Raw genomic sequence first — 17,229 nt, 5'->3', positions numbered from 1 at the left:
ACAATGATAAATGAACTCAGACCCCGATAGTCAGTCGATGATAGGACAGATATTAATTATCGTTATATTGACAGCTGTTAATGCATTTTTCGCATCAGCAGAAATGGCATTTGTATCACTAAATCAAGGGAAAATAAGAGAAAGAGCAGCTAAAGGCGATAAGAAGTCGTTAAATATCTTGAAGCTGCTAAGTAATTCAGATAACTTCTTAGCTACAATTCAAGTAGCTATCACCTTAGCAGGTTTCTTTGCAAGTGCATCAGCAGCAACCAGTTTTGCCATTCGCCTAGAACCCTATTTATCAAATATTCCTGGGGGAACGCAGATAGCAACATTTGTTGTGACGATCGTACTATCTTATATAACCCTTGTGTTTGGGGAATTATATCCAAAACAAGTCGCTTTGCAAAAAGCTGAAGAGGTTGCTCGCGCGACTTCTGGTGTCATTCTTATTGTACAAAAAATAGCTAAACCATTTGTGAAATTGCTCTCATTTTCGACCGATATTTTAAAGAGAATGACGCCAATAGATTTTACGGAAGAAAAAGAAAAAATGACACGTGATGAATTTCGTGTTTATCTAGAAAATAGTCAACTAGCTGGAGCAATCGATCCAGATGAATTTACTATGTTAAAAGGTATCTTATCAATGGATACTAAAATGGCTAGAGAAATCATGGTTCCGCGTACCGATACCTTCATGATCGATTATAAAGATGGAAGTGAAGTGAATATTCCTCAATTACTAGATATTCCCTATTCTCGTGTGCCAGTTTATATTGAGGATAAAGATAGTATTATTGGGATCATCCATGTTAAAAATTTGTTGAAAGCTTCTCGTACAACAAAACTGGATGATATCGATTTAAAAGATATCTTAAATCAACCATTGTTTGTTCCTGAAACGATCCATGTGGATGACTTGCTGTTTGAGTTAAGACGCACGCGCAATCAATTAGCCGTACTAAATGACGAATATGGCGGAGTAGTCGGAATTGTAACATTAGAAGATCTGCTTGAAGAAATAGTAGGGGATATTGATGATGAATATGATGAAACATCTAACATGATCGAAAAAGTATCTGAAAGTATTTATTTAGTAGATGGTTCAACTCAATTATCAAAATTCAATGAATTTTTTGGAACTAACATTGAGTCCAGTGATGTAGATTCAATCGCCGGTTATTTCATTACACAACATGGAAATATACCTCGACCAGATGAGAATGTTAGTATAGAGTATGAAAACTACTTACTTAAGTCCAACAAAGTAGAAGGTTCACGTCTAGTCAGTCTCTATGTCGAACGTTTAAATACGGAGGAAAACTAAGAAGATACTGAAACAATAAAAGATTAAACATTAGTACAAAAAAAAGTTCTATGTCAAATGGTGTGGATATTTCAAAAAGAAATTTCTTCTGGAATGGACGGGTTTGCTTGTGGAGCCATTGGACCGTCTGTAAGCCTGTAGTCTTACAGACTTTCAAGCTTCAAACAAAACCTAATCGCTGAAGCGCCAACGTTTTGTAATTCTCATTGAATCTTATACATGGCTACAAGCAACCCTATTCCTTCAGAAATTTGGGTAAGTAATGCAATTAGATTAAATCTAGCAACACTAAAAATTATAGAACCCAAAAAAAGTGCGCTGTCCAATGACAATGCACTTTTTTTGTATTGACACTAATGTTTAAATAATCGACTAGTTTCTATTCTTCGATAGAGGGAGTATCAATTGAAGAATCCTCCACTATGTTTTTTTCTGATTCGATGAGTTCTGGAGCAGCAGATTCCTCCGTTTTTTCTGGTTTGGCTGATTCCTCAACTTCGACTTCAACTGTTGGTATCTCGATTGGTTTTGGTTCCGATTCCACAACCGATATCGATTCTTTTAGTTCTTCTGGCTCAGCTGCTGGTGTTTTAGCAGGTTGCTTAGAAGGCGTTGATGTAGTCGGATTTTTTTGTGTGGATGAAGTTGAACTTTTAGGTTGGCTATAGTTATCATTAGAATAGGTAGGTGTGTAGCTGCTGGTTCTATTCGTTTGATTACTATCATAATCATTGATAGGGTCGTCATCATCGAGTATTTCTTCGGACTTGATTTCAGCTAAATCTTCCGTTTCCTCGTTTTCTGGTTCATCAAGCTCTGATTCTTCACTTTCTTTTTGGTCATCGCTTAAGAAAAATAATTCTGAATCTATTCGGGAAGCATCATCGCTATCTTCTGATTCAGCAGAACTAGCCTCTGATTCAACGCTGGCAGACTTATCTTTTATAACAGATGATTTTGTTTCAGTTGCATCAAAATCAGTTGACCATGGTTTTTCTTGTTGTGTACCAATAACAAGCACCACAATAAGAATGACAAATAATATACCCAGATACCAATAGTGCTTAATGAGTCCTAGTAAACTTCTGTTGCGCATGCTAAACTCCTCTCTATGAAGACTTTAGCTTAATAATATAACATTCTTTATAGAATTTCTAGTTTATTTTAGGAGATGGTTTCTAATGGTTTAATAAATAGGATCAATACAATAAACTAAAATTTCTGGACCCTGTTTTTTTAAAATAAGGTTAAAAAAGCGACTTATATATTACTTTTTAGTAGTATAGTTCGTGTTTTATGGTGTTTATCAGTGTGATAACGACAAGCATGTTAAAAATATTGACTTTTTAAGTGAAAAAACGTATATTGATGTGGTTGGATAACCATTTTCAAGTTTTTTTGCTGCTTATAAATCAATTAGGAATGAAAAAGTTATTTATCCGGTACTTAAATGAGTTATAGAAAGAAAGGTTGGACTTCATGAAAGAATTAGAAGATCGAATTTTAAAGGACGGCGTTGTTTTAGGAGGAGAGGTTTTAAAAGTAGATAACTTTTTGAATCACCAAATCGATCCTAAACTCATGCAGTCTATCGGAAATGAATTTGCTGATTATTTTTCCGATAAGGGCATTACGAGAATCGTGACGATCGAATCATCCGGCATAGCACCAGCTGTTTTCGCAGGATTGGCTTTAGGTGTTCCAGTAGTATTCGCGCGCAAGCAAAAAAGTTTGACCTTGACGGATGAACTTTATTCTACAGAGGTGTATTCCTTTACTAAAAATGCGACGAGTACGATTGTGATTTCCAAAAAATTTCTAGACAAAACAGATCGTATATTACTGATCGATGATTTTCTGGCTAACGGTCAAGCTGCAAAAGGCTTGATAAGATTATGCAAAGCAGCGAATGCTCAAGTAATGGGTGTTGGGATCGTTATTGAAAAATCTTTTCAAATTGGTCGTCAATTGCTTGAAGAAGAAAACTATGATGTTTATTCTTTAGCACGTATTCGAGCATTTGAAGAAGGACAAGTGAAATTCGTAGAGAAAGAAATGGAATAAATGACTCATGCTAAGCGGATCTAAAAGTAGAACAATTACTTTTTGATCCGCTTATTTGTTACAGTGGCAGATCTATTAGCTATTTTACTTGCTATTTAAATAAATTTTGATAATGTTAAGTAGAGTATAAAAATTTACTTATCAGTTAGGGGAGAGAAAAGTGGAAGTCGATTTACCTTTTTTACTATTAATTTTCGTCATCAATGTCGCTTATATTTCTTTGAATACGATCCGTTTTATGTTGACCATGAAGAGTTATCGCTTAGCTGCGTCGCTCGTTTCGATGGTTGAGGTAACGATCTATGTTGTCGGTTTAGGATTGGTTCTAGATAGTTTAGATAATTACATCAATCTTGCTGTTTATGCCTTAGGATATGGATTTGGAATCGCTCTGGGGATAAAAATCGAAGAATTTTTGGCACTTGGATACATCATGGTCACAGCTATTGTTCCAGATATAGAAACTAAAATGCCCGAAGATTTGCGTGATTTAGGATACGGAGTGACAACGAGTTTGGCATTCGGCCGAGAGGGAGATCGGATGGTCTTAGAAATCTTGACACCTAGAAAAACAGAACGCAAACTATACAAACAAATTAGTCAAATTGAACCTAAAAGTTTTATCATCTCTTATGAGCCTAAATACATTAATGGCGGTTTTTGGACAAGAAAATTAAAAAAACGCCGTAAAGAAATCGAAGCAGAAGAACAAAGATAACAACTGTTATTTTTTATAATCAATTTAGGACTAAAATTTGAATATTGTCAATGACAGATGACAAGATAACTGCTAAAATTAGAATGAACAGATGAGCAATAATACAAATCGTTTTAGAAGGTAGTGATAAGTTTGTCTAATCTAATTAGTCCAGGAAAATTGATTGGAATCATTGGCGGCGGAGAAATCGCACGAATGATGGCTTTATCTGCCAAAAAGATGGGCTATCATATAGGCGTAATGGATCCTGAAAAAGACTGTCCAGCAGCTCAAATTGCAGATTGGCAAATAATTGCTCAATATGACGATCAAGAAGCATTGATGGATTTTGCTATGAAATGTGATGTGGTAACGTACGAATACGACAACATTGATGCAGATGCAATCATAAGAATGAAAAAAACGGTTCCTGTTCCACAAGGGGCTGATTTACTTTCTATCATCCAAGATCGATTATTAGAAAAAGCGTATTTAGAAGCTAGTAACATCAATTTAGCTCCTTATGTCACTATTGTTACCGTTGAAGATATAAAATGGGCAATCAACGAAATTGGATTTCCTTGTGTTTTGAAAACAATTAGTGAACGGCACAACGGAAAAGATCGATGTGTTCTTCAAAGTGAAGAAGATATTTTTAAAGCGGCTTTTTTATTAAAAAGAGGAACGTGTGTATTGGAAGCTTGGATCCCATTTGAACGCGAACTGTCTGTAACGGTTGCACGAAATCAAGCAAATCAAATAGTCGTTTTTCCAGTTGCAGAAAATATTCATCGCAATGCGATCTCACTTGAAAGTATTGTTCCTGCACGTATCGACCACTATGTAGAAGAAGAAATTGAACGGATTGCCCGGACTGTGGCTGAGAATCTTGAAGTGATAGGAATCTTAGGAATTGGAATGTTCATTACTTCTAGTGGGACACTTTATGTGAATGAAATTATTCCAAGACCTCATCATACAGGGAATTATAGTATTGAAGCCTGTTCTTTGTCACAATATGATGCCCATATTCGTGCAATCTGTGGTTGGCCTCTGCCTGAAATCGAATTGCTTTCTCCAGCTGTCATGGCAACAATGTTGGCTGAACAAGATGAAGCAATAAAAGTTCAAATTCAGTTAAAGCCAAATTGGAACTTTCATTACTATGGCAAAGAGAAGGCAACAAAAGGCCAGAGAATTGGTCATATTACAGTATTAACTAAAGATATTGAAAAAACACTAGCTACAATCGCAGATACAGGAATCTGGAAATAAGGGGTTTATACAGCTATGATAGAACGTTATACAAGACCTGAAATGGCGGCCATTTGGTCTGATAAAAATCGTTACAACACTTGGTTAGAGGTTGAAATATTGGCTGTCGAAGCTTGGGTTGAATTAGGTGAAATACCTAAAGAAGATGTGGAAAAAATCCGTGCAAATGCGTCGTTTGAAGTCGAACGTATTTTAGAAATAGAAAAAGAAACAAGACATGATGTCGTAGCGTTCACTCGCGCAGTTTCTGAATCATTAGGGGAAGAACGCAAGTGGGTCCATTATGGATTAACAAGTACAGACGTTGTGGATACAGCTTATGGCTACCAATTAAAACAAGTGAATGATGTGTTGCGTCAAGATCTACAAACCTTTTTAGCGATAATTGGTGAAAAAGCTAAAGAACATAAGTACACTGTAATGATGGGTCGGACTCATGGAGTACATGCTGAACCGACAACTTTTGGGTTGAAATTAGCTCTTTGGTACTCTGAGATGAAACGCAACATCGAACGTTTTGAACATGCAGCAAAAGGCGTCGAAGCTGGGAAAATCAGTGGAGCAGTCGGAACATTTGCGAATGTACCAACTTTTGTTGAAAAATATGTTTGTGAACATTTAGGAACAAGAGCGCAAGAAATTTCAACGCAAGTCCTTCCTCGTGATCTACATGCTGAATATGTTGCCACAATGTCATTGATCGCAACGAGTATCGAAAAATTCGCTACAGAGATTCGTGGGCTGCAAAAATCTGAGACACGTGAAGTTGAAGAGTTTTTTGCAAAAGGGCAAAAAGGATCATCAGCTATGCCGCATAAACGCAATCCTATCGGTTCTGAAAACGTAACAGGCTTAGCTCGTGTTATCAGAGGCCACATGGTGACGGCTTACGAGAACGTTGGACTATGGCATGAACGAGATATTTCGCATTCATCCGCAGAACGAATCATTTTACCCGATTCAACTATTTTATTGGATTATATGCTAAATCGTTTTGGAACGATCGTTAAAAATCTGACAGTTTTCCCTGAAAACATGAAACGCAATATGGATGCAACATTTGGATTGATTTATAGCCAACGTGTATTGCTTAAACTCATCGATAAAGGAATGAGCCGTGAAGCTGCTTATGATCTGATTCAACCAAAAACAGCGGTTGCCTGGGATGAACAAGTATTGTTCCGTCCGTTGTTGGAAGAAGACGAAGAGGTCATGTCTATTTTGACATCAAAAGATTTAGACGATGCATTTGATTATCACTACCACTTGAGAAACGTAGACGAAATTTTTCAAAGAGTTGGCCTAGGGGACTAAGGTTTCGTACCAAAATTAATATACTCTAATTTCAAATAGCCGATTAAGTAAGAATAATAGCAAAAGCATAGGAATCTTTATTTTCCTATGCTTTTTTCAACACAATTTTTGGGGCAATCAGCGGTAAAAAGAACCAGTACCTTTTTTCTGATTCTAGTAACTGGAAAATTTTAAATGTGTCACACCATACATAAGAAGATCAGGAGGGAAAAGATGGGAATAGAAAAGATGAAAGTTGTAACAGCTATGCTGTTGTTTGGGTCAATTGGCCTGATGGTAAAAAATATTGCGTTGACTTCAAGTGAAATTGCACTTTATCGTGGCGTTTTAGGGAGTTTATTTCTATTGCTTTTTTTACTGCTAAAGAAAAAAAAGATCTCACGGACAGCCTTAAAAAGTAATGCAGGAGTGCTGCTATTTTCTGGAGCAGCAATCGGCTTGAATTGGATTTTATTGTTTGAGGCTTATCATTATACAACCATTGCAAATGCTACATTAAGCTATTATTTTGCTCCCGTAATCGTCATGATCGTTTCACCTTTTTTATTAAATGAAAAGCTGATGCCAAATAAAGCGATCAGTATCCTAGTTGCTATGCTGGGGATGTTTTTGATTGTTGGCACAGGAACACAAATAAGCGGAAATTATACCCATTTGGTAGGGATCTTATATGGCTTAGGCGCAGCTGTCTTGTATGCAAGTGTGATGATGTTAAATAAATTTGTAAAAAATTTAACCAGTCTAGAGAGTACGATGATCCAGCTGATGGTAGCCTCTGTAACGTTGGCTCCTTATGTCTTCTTTACTCAAGGATTCGATTTAGTGGCGATTGCTGTTACGTCGATTCCTTATCTGATCATTTTAGGGATCATTCATACCGGTTTAGCTTATGTATTGTATTTCTCAGCAATGCAAAAATTAAAAAGTCAAACAGTCGTCCTCTTGAGTTACATTGATCCAGTTGCTGCAGTAGTAATGTCTGCCCTTTTCTTAGGTGAAGGAATGAGCAGCATGCAAATGTTTGGCGGTTTATTGATTTTAAGTTCAACATTTATTGGAGGGCTAAAATGGCCAAGAAAAGAATCTTTAGCTATAAGAGAGAAAACAAAATGAGAAGACGAATCTGGTATAAAAGCAATAAAATAGGTTAGTAAGGTCAGGTAGATCCCATTGATACCGCAAAAAAAATTATTTAGGTGTTCTAAATGATCTATTGGTACTGAAAATCACAAACTCGATTCAACCCGAAGTCAAATCATTAGACTTGAAGTAAAGTAAAATAAAAACTATAATCAACATATGTATGTTAACTATAATAAACTTGTTTTGTTCTTTTGGTATAGACAGAAAATAATTAATTAGGCAGGTGAGTGTGATTGTCTAAACCAAAAAAATTAGAAGATAAAGTTTACCAATACAGTATAAATCAAATTTCAACTAAACAATGGTTGCCACAAACACATATTACAGAAATTGGTTTATCTGAGAAACTAGGTATCAGCCGAACACCGATTCGACAAGCTTTTTTGCGATTAGAAGAAGAAGGGTATATAGTAATTGAACCAAATAAGGGCATAAGAATTCAAGAAAAACAGATCTCACTACAAGGATTTCAGGAACAGTTAGAGTTTATGGAGTTAGTCATGATCGATCATTTGCATTTTTTACAGATCAGAGAAATTCAATTTAATACGGATCGTTTAGAAGATACGATCGATCAAATCAACCAGATGACAGATCCAAAAGAGATAGAAGCTTTTTTAACCATTGAATTCGACTACTTGAAAGGCCTTTTTCGTTACACAAAAAATAGCTACACGACATCTTTATTTTTGGATACATTTAGGAGTATAAGAGAACAAACAAATGAAGAAATCAAAGAGTATCTGAAACTTAGTCAAGCAACGAAAATAAAGCATTTTAACCAAATAGTCCTTTTTTTGAAAAGCAATGATTACGCCTTAGCCAGAAAAGAAGTGCGTATTTTAATCAATCAGCTTAGTCTGATCGCGATCCAAGGCATTTAAAATAACGGTGACCTGAATAGGATATCAAGAAAAAAGATTCTTTTTTTGAGGATCTTTTTTTCTTTTTGCCAAACTTCATTTAAAACTGTTCATTTACTGCTCGAAGAGGCTTTATTTGTGGTAATATTATCATTGAGAAATTATGCAAAATTTAAAGAAGTTTTGCTAGACTAGTGAAGTCCACATCCTATTTTTAGAGTAAAAATATAGGGTGCTATAAGAGAGAGGATGTAAAATTTGGTATTACGAGATGATTTATTAAATGGAATGAATCCAAAACAACAAGAGGCAGTTGTCTGCACACAAGGGCCGCTTTTAATCATGGCGGGTGCGGGAAGTGGTAAGACACGCGTTTTAACACACCGTATTGCCTATTTGATCGAAGAAAAAAATGTTAACCCATGGAATATTTTAGCCATCACATTTACGAATAAAGCGGCTAAAGAAATGAAAGAACGGGTCGTTCGTCTGTTAAAAGAAGGCGGAAATGATGTCTGGGTCTCTACTTTTCACTCAATGTGTGTCCGTATTTTACGTCGTGACATCGACCGTATCGGCTACACACGGGCATTTACCATCAGCGATCCTAGTGAACAACAAACCTTGATGAAACGAATTTTAAAAGAACGAAATATCGATCCTAAAAAATACAATCCTAGAGCTATCTTAGGTGAAATCAGCAACGCAAAAAACGAATTGGATACACCAGTTGATTACCGTAAAAGAGCAGGAAGTTTTTTTGAAAAAATCGTTGCCGATTGTTACGATGATTACCAAAAGGAATTGCGCCGCAACCAAGCAGTCGATTTTGATGATTTGATCATGTTGGCTATTCGCTTGTTCAAAGAAAATCCTGAAATATTAGATTATTACCAAAATAAATTCCATTACATTCACGTGGATGAATACCAAGATACGAATGAAGCACAATATACCTTAGTCAACATGCTGGCTGAACGGTTTAAAAACTTGTGTGTTGTTGGAGATGCTGACCAAAGCATCTACGGTTGGCGCGGGGCAAACATGGAAAATATCTTGAATTTTGAAAAAGATTATCCAGATACGACCACCGTTTTGCTAGAACAAAATTACCGTTCCACTAAACTGATTTTACAAGCAGCGAATGATGTAATTGGCAATAACACTAAACGAAAAGTTAAAAAGCTTTGGACGGATAATCAGGATGGCGAAAAAATCACGTATTATCGTGGGCAGTCTGAAGGCGATGAATCGCGTTATGTCATCTCTAAGATCCAAGAAGAAATGAAAGAAAAGAACTATAATTATGGTGATTTTGCAGTTCTTTACCGGACTAATGCTCAATCGCGGATCATTGAGGAAAGTCTGTTGAAATCAAATATTCCTTATAAAATGGTTGGCGGACATAAGTTCTATGACCGTAAAGAAATCAGAGATGTGCTAGCGTATCTGCGTTTAATTGCCAATCCTGATGACAATATGAGTTTTGAACGAGTAGTCAATGTACCTAAACGAGGAATTGGTCCTGGGACGATTGAAAAACTGAGAACGTCATCCAACCAATATGAATGGTCTCTTTTAGAAACAGCCTTAAATGTCTCTATTACACCGATTTCCGGTAAAGCTGCGAGTGAACTCGAAGCTTTTGGCTTCATGATGAAAGACTTACGCCAAATGCAAGAATATCTTCCCGTAACAGAGTTAGTCGAAGAAGTGTTGAAACGCAGCGGTTATCAAAAAGCTCTAGAATTAGAACGGACACTTGAATCTGAAACGCGCTTAGAAAATATTCAAGAATTTTTGACCGTGACACAACAATTTGAAAAAGAAAATACTGAAGATAAAACACTCTTGACGTTCTTAACTGATTTGGCATTGGTCTCGGATTTAGATAATCTAGAAGAAGAACCTCAAAGTGAAGTAACTTTAATGACGCTTCACGCAGCTAAAGGACTAGAATTCCCAATCGTTTTCCTGATTGGATTAGAAGAAGGGATCTTCCCGTTGTCCCGTGCGATGATGGAAGAAGATCAACTAGAAGAAGAACGCCGTCTAGCATATGTTGGGATCACGCGAGCTGAGAAAAAATTGTACATCACAAATGCTTACTCACGCGTTTTATATGGCCGTACTCAAAGCAATTCGGCTTCACGTTTTATAAATGAGATCGACGATGAGGTCATAGAATCAGGCAATCAACAAACAATGAATACGCCATTTAGCCGTTCAGCAACTAGCTCTATGCAGCGCAATCAAGCAACTCGAGCAACTAGTCAAGCTTATAAAGCACCAGTAGTAGACAAGATATCAAGCGGTGCGGATAAATTAGGTTGGGAAGTTGGCGACAAAGCCATTCATAAAAAATGGGGTGTTGGTACAGTGGTCAAGGTTACCGGTACAGCAAACGACCTCCAACTCGATGTAGCCTTTAAAGAACAAGGCATCAAACGCCTATTAGCAGCATTTGCCCCAATTAAAAAACAGGATGCGGAAAACGACGCTTAGGCTCGACACTTCTTGGACAAAGAACAGGCAATAAAGGGTAGTTTGTCCCAATCGCGGGGATATTGGACAAAGAACTGGCAATAAAGGGCTAGTTTGTCCCAATCGCGGGGATATGAGACAAAGAACAGGCAATAAAGGGGTAGTTTGTCCCGTTCGCAATTTTATTAAAATAGTAACTAGTAGTTTTCCTATAAAATCTAAAGTACGAAAGGAATTAAGGGCATGTCTACACAAGATTTTGAATCTGCGAAACAGCGGGTTTTCGACTTGCGAACATTATTAGATCAATACAGTTATGAATATTATGTGAAGGATGCACCATCTGTCGCCGACGCAGAATACGATAAGCTGTACCATGAATTAGCAGCTCTGGAAGAAAAATTTCCTAACTTAGTCAGTAGCGATTCTCCGACACAACGTATTGGTGGAACGATTTTGCCTGGATTTGAAAAAGTAATTCATGAAGCACCTATGCTCAGTTTAGGTAATGCATTTGACGAAAGTGACTTAATTGATTTTGACCGACGCATCAAAAAACTGACGGACAAGCCGTTCAGTTATATCTGTGAACTAAAAATAGATGGTCTGGCAGTGTCATTAAAGTATGAGGATGGAAAACTTGTTCGTGCAGCAACACGTGGAGATGGGACTGTTGGCGAAAATGTAACGCAAAATATTCGTACTGTTAAATCAGTTCCTTTGCGCTTGAAAAAGCCCTATTCTATTGAGGTACGTGGCGAATGTTACATGCCTAAAGCTTCATTCATCAAATTGAATCAAGAACGAGAAGAAAATGGAGAAGCTATCTTTGCCAATCCGCGTAATGCGGCAGCTGGCGGATTGCGTAATTTAGATCCAAAAGAAACAGCTAAACGAAATTTAAATACCTTTTTATATACGATCGGTGATTTTGGTGAAATGACTGCCGTCAGTCAGGAAGATGCACTCCGCCAATTGGATGAATTAGGTATTCGCACTAATCATGACCGCAGAGTGTTCCAAACGATCGAAGAAGTTTGGGCTTATACACAAGAATTTCAAGAAAAAAGAACTGATTTACCGTACGAGATCGATGGGATCGTGATTAAAGTAAATGAATTTGAGGTCCAAGAAGAAGTTGGGTTTACGGTTAAAGCTCCTAGATGGGCTATAGCCTATAAATTCCCGGCAGAAGAAGCTCATACAGTTATACGTGACATAGAATGGTCAGTTGGCCGAACGGGAGTTGTGACACCAACGGCTATCATGGATCCGGTCCAATTAGCAGGTACCACGGTCCAACGAGCAAGTCTCCATAATGAAGATTTGATCCATGAGCGTGATATCCGTCTGCTTGATACGGTTGTCGTTCATAAAGCAGGAGACATCATTCCAGAGGTCACTCGTGTCGTTTTAGATGAAAGACCACAAGAAAGTCAGCCTTATGAGATTCCTACGAATTGCCCAGCTTGTGACAGCGAGCTGATCCATTTAGAAGAAGAAGTGGCTTTACGCTGCATGAACCCAAAATGTCCGGCTCAAATCACTGAAGGTCTATCCCATTTTGTTTCTCGAAATGCGATGAATATTGATGGGTTAGGGATCAAAGTCTTGCAGCAAATGTTTGAGAAAGACATGGTCCATGATGTTGCGGATCTTTATACATTAACGTTTGACCAACTTGTCACGTTAGATAAAATCAAAGAAAAATCAGCTACTAATTTATTGACAGCGATTGATGCAAGTCGCACCAATTCACTTGAGAGATTATTATTTGGTCTGGGTATCCGTCATGTCGGAGCTAAAGCGGCCAAATTGATCGCAGAACGCTTTGAAACGATGGAAGCTGTGCAACAAGCTGAAAAAGAAACGATCATTTCGATTGAAGGTATCGGAGAAATCATTGCTGAAAGTGTGGTCGCCTATTTCAGTTTGCCAGAAGTAAGTGAGTTGATCCAGGAATTGAAAAACAGTCAAGTCAACATGACTTATTTAGGAAAGAAAAAGGAAGAAGTCGCGACTGGCAATTCTTATTTTAATGGTAAAACCATTGTATTGACTGGGAAACTGACACACTTTACCCGTGAAGAAGCAAAGGAACGTATTGAAAACCTTGGGGGGAATGTTACCGGGAGCGTTTCTAAGAAAACAGATTTCGTGGTTGCGGGTGAAGAAGCTGGCAGCAAATTAGTAAAAGCTGAAGCGTTAAATATTTCTGTTTGGGATGAAGACCAGTTGTTGGAAACATTAGAAGGAGAGGAATAAGTACAATGAACAAAAACATAATTCCCTTGATGATTGCTTGTGTATTTCTGCTAAGTGCTTGTCAAACAGGAAATCCGGATACAAAAAAAACCGAAACAGTTAACAAAGAAACTGAAACTACAAGCCAATTATCAAATGATTATTATAGTGCGATCATTACCGATGGTGCTTATCAAACAAGTTTGAATAGAGGGATAACCTTAGGATTGAACTCAAACGTTAATTTGAAGGCTTTCGAGACAGGTTTAATGGATCTATCGCAAGGACACTTTTCAACGGATTCTTATTTCTTTCAAGAAGGCCAATATGTTGATAATGCAACAACAAGTAAATGGTTAGGCCGTGTAAGTGAGGAAAATCCAACAGGTTTAAATCCAGAAGACAACGGAAAGCTTGAACCAGATGAGCGGAATCCGATTTATTTAGATTCATTATTGGAGCAAGATTATATGGTCCAAAAGGGTGATGGATTTGAACTAGGTGGGATATCGATCGGTTTAGCAATGAATAGTGTAGATTATTACACAAAAAAAGAATATGGATCAAAATATGAAACAAAAATCTCACAAGAAGAATTATTAGCAGAAGGTAAAAAAATGGCTGATAAGATCGTGCAACAGTTACGTGAAACTGAAGGTGTTGGAGACATCCCAATCGTAATTGGTATCTTCGAGCAGTCGACAGAAGATAACTTGGCTGGTGGTACCTATATTTCAGAAGCGGTCAGTGAAAAAGGTTCAACTAGTTTCCAAAATTGGAAATCAATCAATCAGAAGAAAGTTATTTTTCCAACGAGTGGAGAAGAAAGCAATGAACTATCCAGTTTTCAAAATTTCAAGGCTGAGATCGAGAAATTCTTTCCAAATTTAAGCGGCGTAACCGCAGAAGCACTCTACACAGATGATCAAATCGTGAATATGAAAATATCAGTCAGCACGCAATTTTATGGTGAAAGTGAAATAATTGCTTTTACGCAACACGTTGCTGAAAAAGCTGCATCATTTCTAGTGCCAAATGTTCCAATTGAGATCACGATAGACTCAATAAACGGAACTGAAGCCTTCCTAGCCCGCGAAGCAGGAGAAACAAAATTCTACACACACATATTTGATTAGGATGCTGAACTTCCCGTTTAGACACACAGCGATTATTAAGAATTGAAAGCAAGAGCATACCGCGCATTGCGTCAAATCTTAATAATAGCCCAGTGTCTGGGAAGTGAAGCTCAACTAAAAAAAGGATGCGGAGTGTCTCGTTTATCCTCGACAAGAAAACAGGAAAAATTCGTAGAGGGCCTTGTGCCCGCGAAGAAGTTTTATCTTTTTCTCGAGAGGATGAGACACGCAGCTCAACTAAAGGATGCGGAGTGTCTCGTTTATCCTCGACAAGATAAGCCAGAATGAATTTGAAATAAAAGTTTGTTTAACAAAGGTATTGGGGCAATTGTCCTAATGCCTTTTTTTTGTATAATGGAATAATTAGGATGTGTTTTAAAATTAATGACTCTTCTGATTTTTGGGCTAATTGAGAAAGATATGAGGTGATTAAAATCAGAATCGAACAACAAGAACGACCTAATGAGTCAAGAAGCAAAATAAAATAGTCCACTATTTTGAGTTACTCGAATGCAAATCAGGTTCTCAGTTACTCAAACTAGCCCTAGTTCCTGCTACTCAAATGCAAATCAGATTCTCAGTTACTCAAACTAGCCCTAGTTCCTGCTACTTGATCTTAACAAGATCGTTTTAAAACATGGCCTAGTTAAAATTGATTGAAAAGGTTAGACTGCTCGCTAAATAGTGTTGCTGTTCAAAATGAAATTTCTTCCGGAACAACGGGTTTGCTTGTGGAACCGTGGAACCACTTGAAGCCTAAAAGAAAGTTGTCATGGTTGTTGCTGCTTTAGCAGCTTACAAACATGATACACTTGGGCATTATTTGCCCACAGTGCTTCATTTCAAGCTACAAGCAACCCTATTCCTTTAGAAATCTTAAGATAGTGATGAAAAAATAAATACTGTTAGACAAATAAAAAAAATACTGTTATGATAAATATGTATATAAGCGCTTACACAAAATTGGATGTTTTGTGGAGGGATAAAAGTGAAATTAGATTGGATAAAAGTACGTTCGTTATTGACACCTGAAAGAGTAGGCTTGGTAGATCCGTTAAAAAAAATAGAGTGGACTTACAAAGAGATCAATGCCCGTGCTGAGAACTTAGCCCATTATCTTAAACAACAAGGTGTGGTGAAAGGGGATAGAGTCGCACTTTATGCGCCAAATGATCTTAGTTACTTTGATGTTTTGCTTGCAAGTATAAAGTTAGGAGCCATTTTTATTCCGTTGAATTGGCGACTGAAACCAATTGAAATCAAAAGAGTCATAGAAGATGCAGAACCCAAACTTATTTTGCATTCCAGTCAAATCAGCGAACGTCTATCCTTTGTAGATGCTTCATTGCTGTCACTGGATGTCGATAGTGAAGCGTACAATGAGATATGTGAAAGTCCGAATCATGTGGAATTTCAATCCGAATCCTTAGAGTTGGATACACCGGTCATGCTGATTTATACTACTGGAACGACTGGCGATCCAAAAGGGGCTATCATTACCCATAATGGTATGGTCAACAATTCTATGAATACGATCATGAGTTGGAATATTACACATGATGATGTCACGATTGCCAGTGCTCCGATGTTTCATATAGCAGGTCTTTCCGGTATCATTATCCCATTATTGCTGATTGGCGGAAAAGTCATCATCGATCGCTTTTTTGATGGAGCTCATACGAATGAGCTGATCAAACAATATAAACCTACGATGCTTTTCATGGTGCCGACTATGTATTATGGGTTGATCAGCACGGAAAAATTCAGCAAAAACAACTTAGAGAGTGTGCATACATTCGTCGCGGGAGGATCTCCGCCTCTCAAAGAGGTGGTAAATTATTTTGTGAAAGAAAACATTCCACTGATCAATTCATACGGGCTGACAGAAGCAGGTCCCAATAATTTTAAACTAACGGGTGATATCGCTTTGCAGCATCCATTCAGTATCGGCTATCCAAGCTTCTTTGTTGAGGCAAAAATAGTGGACGAGAATGATAAGGAAGTTGAACAGGGGCAAGTAGGCGAGTTGCTGATAGCTGGACAGCATACGTTTGATGGATATTGGAACAATCCAGAAGAAACAAAAAAAGCCTTCTTGGGTGCGTATGTCAGGACAGGCGACTTGGCTAAAAAGGATGAAAACGGACTTTTCTATATCGTTGACCGAAAAAAAGAAATGATCATCACTGGTGGAGAAAATGTTTTCCCATCTGAAGTAGAAAAAGTTTTGAATGACGATCCTTGTGTGAAAAACGCTGTAGTAGTTGGTTACGAACACCCAAGATATGGGCAATCTGTAGGGGCGGCCCTTATCTATGATGGCGACAGATCAAATATAACAGCGTTAGAGCAGCATGCATACAACAACTTAGCTGGGTATAAAACACCTAAGCAGTACCTGTTTTTGGACGCATTTCCAGTTAATTCGGTGGGTAAAATCGACAAGAGAGAGATCAGTCGACTTTTGAATGAACTATCGTTTGTAGAAATAAACCACTAAACAAAAAAATCTTAAGCGTCAAAGAAGAGGATCATCCAATCGTTAAAGGATGATCCAGAATCTTTGGATGCTTCTTTTTTTGCAAAATTTTGTTCATTTTTTAACAGATGTTTTGATCAAATTCTCTTGAGTTGATGGCTCAAAGACTTGATAGGAGTGCCTTTTCAATGATGCATTAA

The 17,229-nt window shown here is 37.5% G+C and carries 12 protein-coding genes; 11 read left to right on the top strand and 1 reads right to left on the bottom strand.

Annotation, left to right across the window (positions count from 1 at the left end):
- Positions 1-10: 10 nt before the first annotated feature.
- Complete coding sequence (locus tag BR50_RS01855; RefSeq protein ID WP_034545638.1) at positions 11-1,330, top strand: hemolysin family protein; 1,320 nt, start codon at positions 11-13, stop codon at positions 1,328-1,330.
- Positions 1,331-1,709: 379 nt separating this feature from the next.
- Here the strand turns inward: BR50_RS01855 and BR50_RS01850 are convergent, their stop codons facing one another.
- Positions 1,710-2,426 carry a hypothetical protein gene (locus BR50_RS01850; RefSeq protein WP_034545635.1) on the bottom strand — a complete coding sequence of 239 codons (717 nt, stop codon included), beginning with the start codon at positions 2,424-2,426 and terminating at the stop codon, positions 1,710-1,712.
- 383 nt (positions 2,427-2,809) lie between these two features.
- Here BR50_RS01850 and BR50_RS01845 point away from each other — a divergent pair, with 383 nt between their 5' ends.
- From BR50_RS01845 to fadD, 10 genes are all read left to right on the top strand, one after another.
- Complete coding sequence (locus BR50_RS01845) at positions 2,810-3,394, top strand: xanthine phosphoribosyltransferase (protein WP_034545633.1); 585 nt, start codon at positions 2,810-2,812, stop codon at positions 3,392-3,394.
- A gap of 160 nt (positions 3,395-3,554) precedes the next feature.
- The gene (locus tag BR50_RS01840) at positions 3,555-4,112 is read left to right on the top strand and encodes a DUF2179 domain-containing protein (protein ID WP_034545631.1); all 558 of its coding nucleotides are present in this window, start codon (positions 3,555-3,557) and stop codon (positions 4,110-4,112) included.
- Between the two features lie 123 nt (positions 4,113-4,235).
- Positions 4,236-5,366 (top strand): 5-(carboxyamino)imidazole ribonucleotide synthase, encoded by a 1,131-nt coding sequence (gene purK, locus BR50_RS01835; protein WP_178377452.1) that lies wholly within the window; start codon positions 4,236-4,238, stop codon positions 5,364-5,366.
- A gap of 15 nt (positions 5,367-5,381) precedes the next feature.
- A complete protein-coding gene (gene purB, locus BR50_RS01830) occupies positions 5,382-6,680 on the top strand; it encodes an adenylosuccinate lyase (RefSeq protein ID WP_034545627.1) in 1,299 nt (432 codons plus the stop codon).
- 213 nt (positions 6,681-6,893) lie between these two features.
- Positions 6,894-7,793, top strand: coding sequence for a DMT family transporter (locus tag BR50_RS01825; protein ID WP_034545625.1), 900 nt, complete (start codon positions 6,894-6,896; stop codon positions 7,791-7,793).
- A gap of 263 nt (positions 7,794-8,056) precedes the next feature.
- Entirely contained in the window at positions 8,057-8,707 is a 651-nt protein-coding gene (locus BR50_RS01820; RefSeq protein ID WP_034545622.1) for a GntR family transcriptional regulator, read from the top strand.
- A gap of 267 nt (positions 8,708-8,974) precedes the next feature.
- A complete protein-coding gene (pcrA, locus tag BR50_RS01815) occupies positions 8,975-11,191 on the top strand; it encodes a DNA helicase PcrA (protein WP_425429677.1) in 2,217 nt (738 codons plus the stop codon).
- 222 nt (positions 11,192-11,413) lie between these two features.
- On the top strand, positions 11,414-13,435 hold the full coding sequence (gene ligA, locus BR50_RS01810) for an NAD-dependent DNA ligase LigA (protein ID WP_034545616.1): 2,022 nt from the start codon (positions 11,414-11,416) through the stop codon (positions 13,433-13,435).
- Positions 13,436-13,440: 5 nt separating this feature from the next.
- Entirely contained in the window at positions 13,441-14,550 is a 1,110-nt protein-coding gene (locus BR50_RS01805) for a CamS family sex pheromone protein (protein WP_034545614.1), read from the top strand.
- A gap of 988 nt (positions 14,551-15,538) precedes the next feature.
- On the top strand, positions 15,539-17,050 hold the full coding sequence (gene fadD, locus BR50_RS01795; protein ID WP_034545610.1) for a long-chain-fatty-acid--CoA ligase FadD: 1,512 nt from the start codon (positions 15,539-15,541) through the stop codon (positions 17,048-17,050).
- Positions 17,051-17,229 lie beyond the last annotated feature (179 nt).

Origin of the sequence: Carnobacterium alterfunditum DSM 5972 (assembly GCF_000744115.1) — a bacterium.
Lineage (GTDB): Bacteria > Bacillota > Bacilli > Lactobacillales > Carnobacteriaceae > Carnobacterium_B > Carnobacterium_B alterfunditum.
Note: the sequence above shows the minus strand (reverse complement) of the source record. Positions and strands in the feature narration are given on the sequence as shown.

What these genes read in the sequence shown, in the direction of transcription:
- BR50_RS01855 (WP_034545638.1), top strand. Translation starts at nt 11, where the DNA reads ATGAACTCAGACCCCGATAGTCAGTCGATGATAGGACAGATATTAATT.
- BR50_RS01850 (WP_034545635.1), bottom strand. Translation starts at nt 2,426, where the DNA reads ATGCGCAACAGAAGTTTACTAGGACTCATTAAGCACTATTGGTATCTG.
- BR50_RS01845 (WP_034545633.1), top strand. Translation starts at nt 2,810, where the DNA reads ATGAAAGAATTAGAAGATCGAATTTTAAAGGACGGCGTTGTTTTAGGA.
- purB (WP_034545627.1), top strand. Translation starts at nt 5,382, where the DNA reads ATGATAGAACGTTATACAAGACCTGAAATGGCGGCCATTTGGTCTGAT.
- BR50_RS01825 (WP_034545625.1), top strand. Translation starts at nt 6,894, where the DNA reads ATGGGAATAGAAAAGATGAAAGTTGTAACAGCTATGCTGTTGTTTGGG.
- pcrA (WP_425429677.1), top strand. Translation starts at nt 8,975, where the DNA reads ATGAATCCAAAACAACAAGAGGCAGTTGTCTGCACACAAGGGCCGCTT.
- ligA (WP_034545616.1), top strand. Translation starts at nt 11,414, where the DNA reads ATGTCTACACAAGATTTTGAATCTGCGAAACAGCGGGTTTTCGACTTG.
- BR50_RS01805 (WP_034545614.1), top strand. Translation starts at nt 13,441, where the DNA reads ATGAACAAAAACATAATTCCCTTGATGATTGCTTGTGTATTTCTGCTA.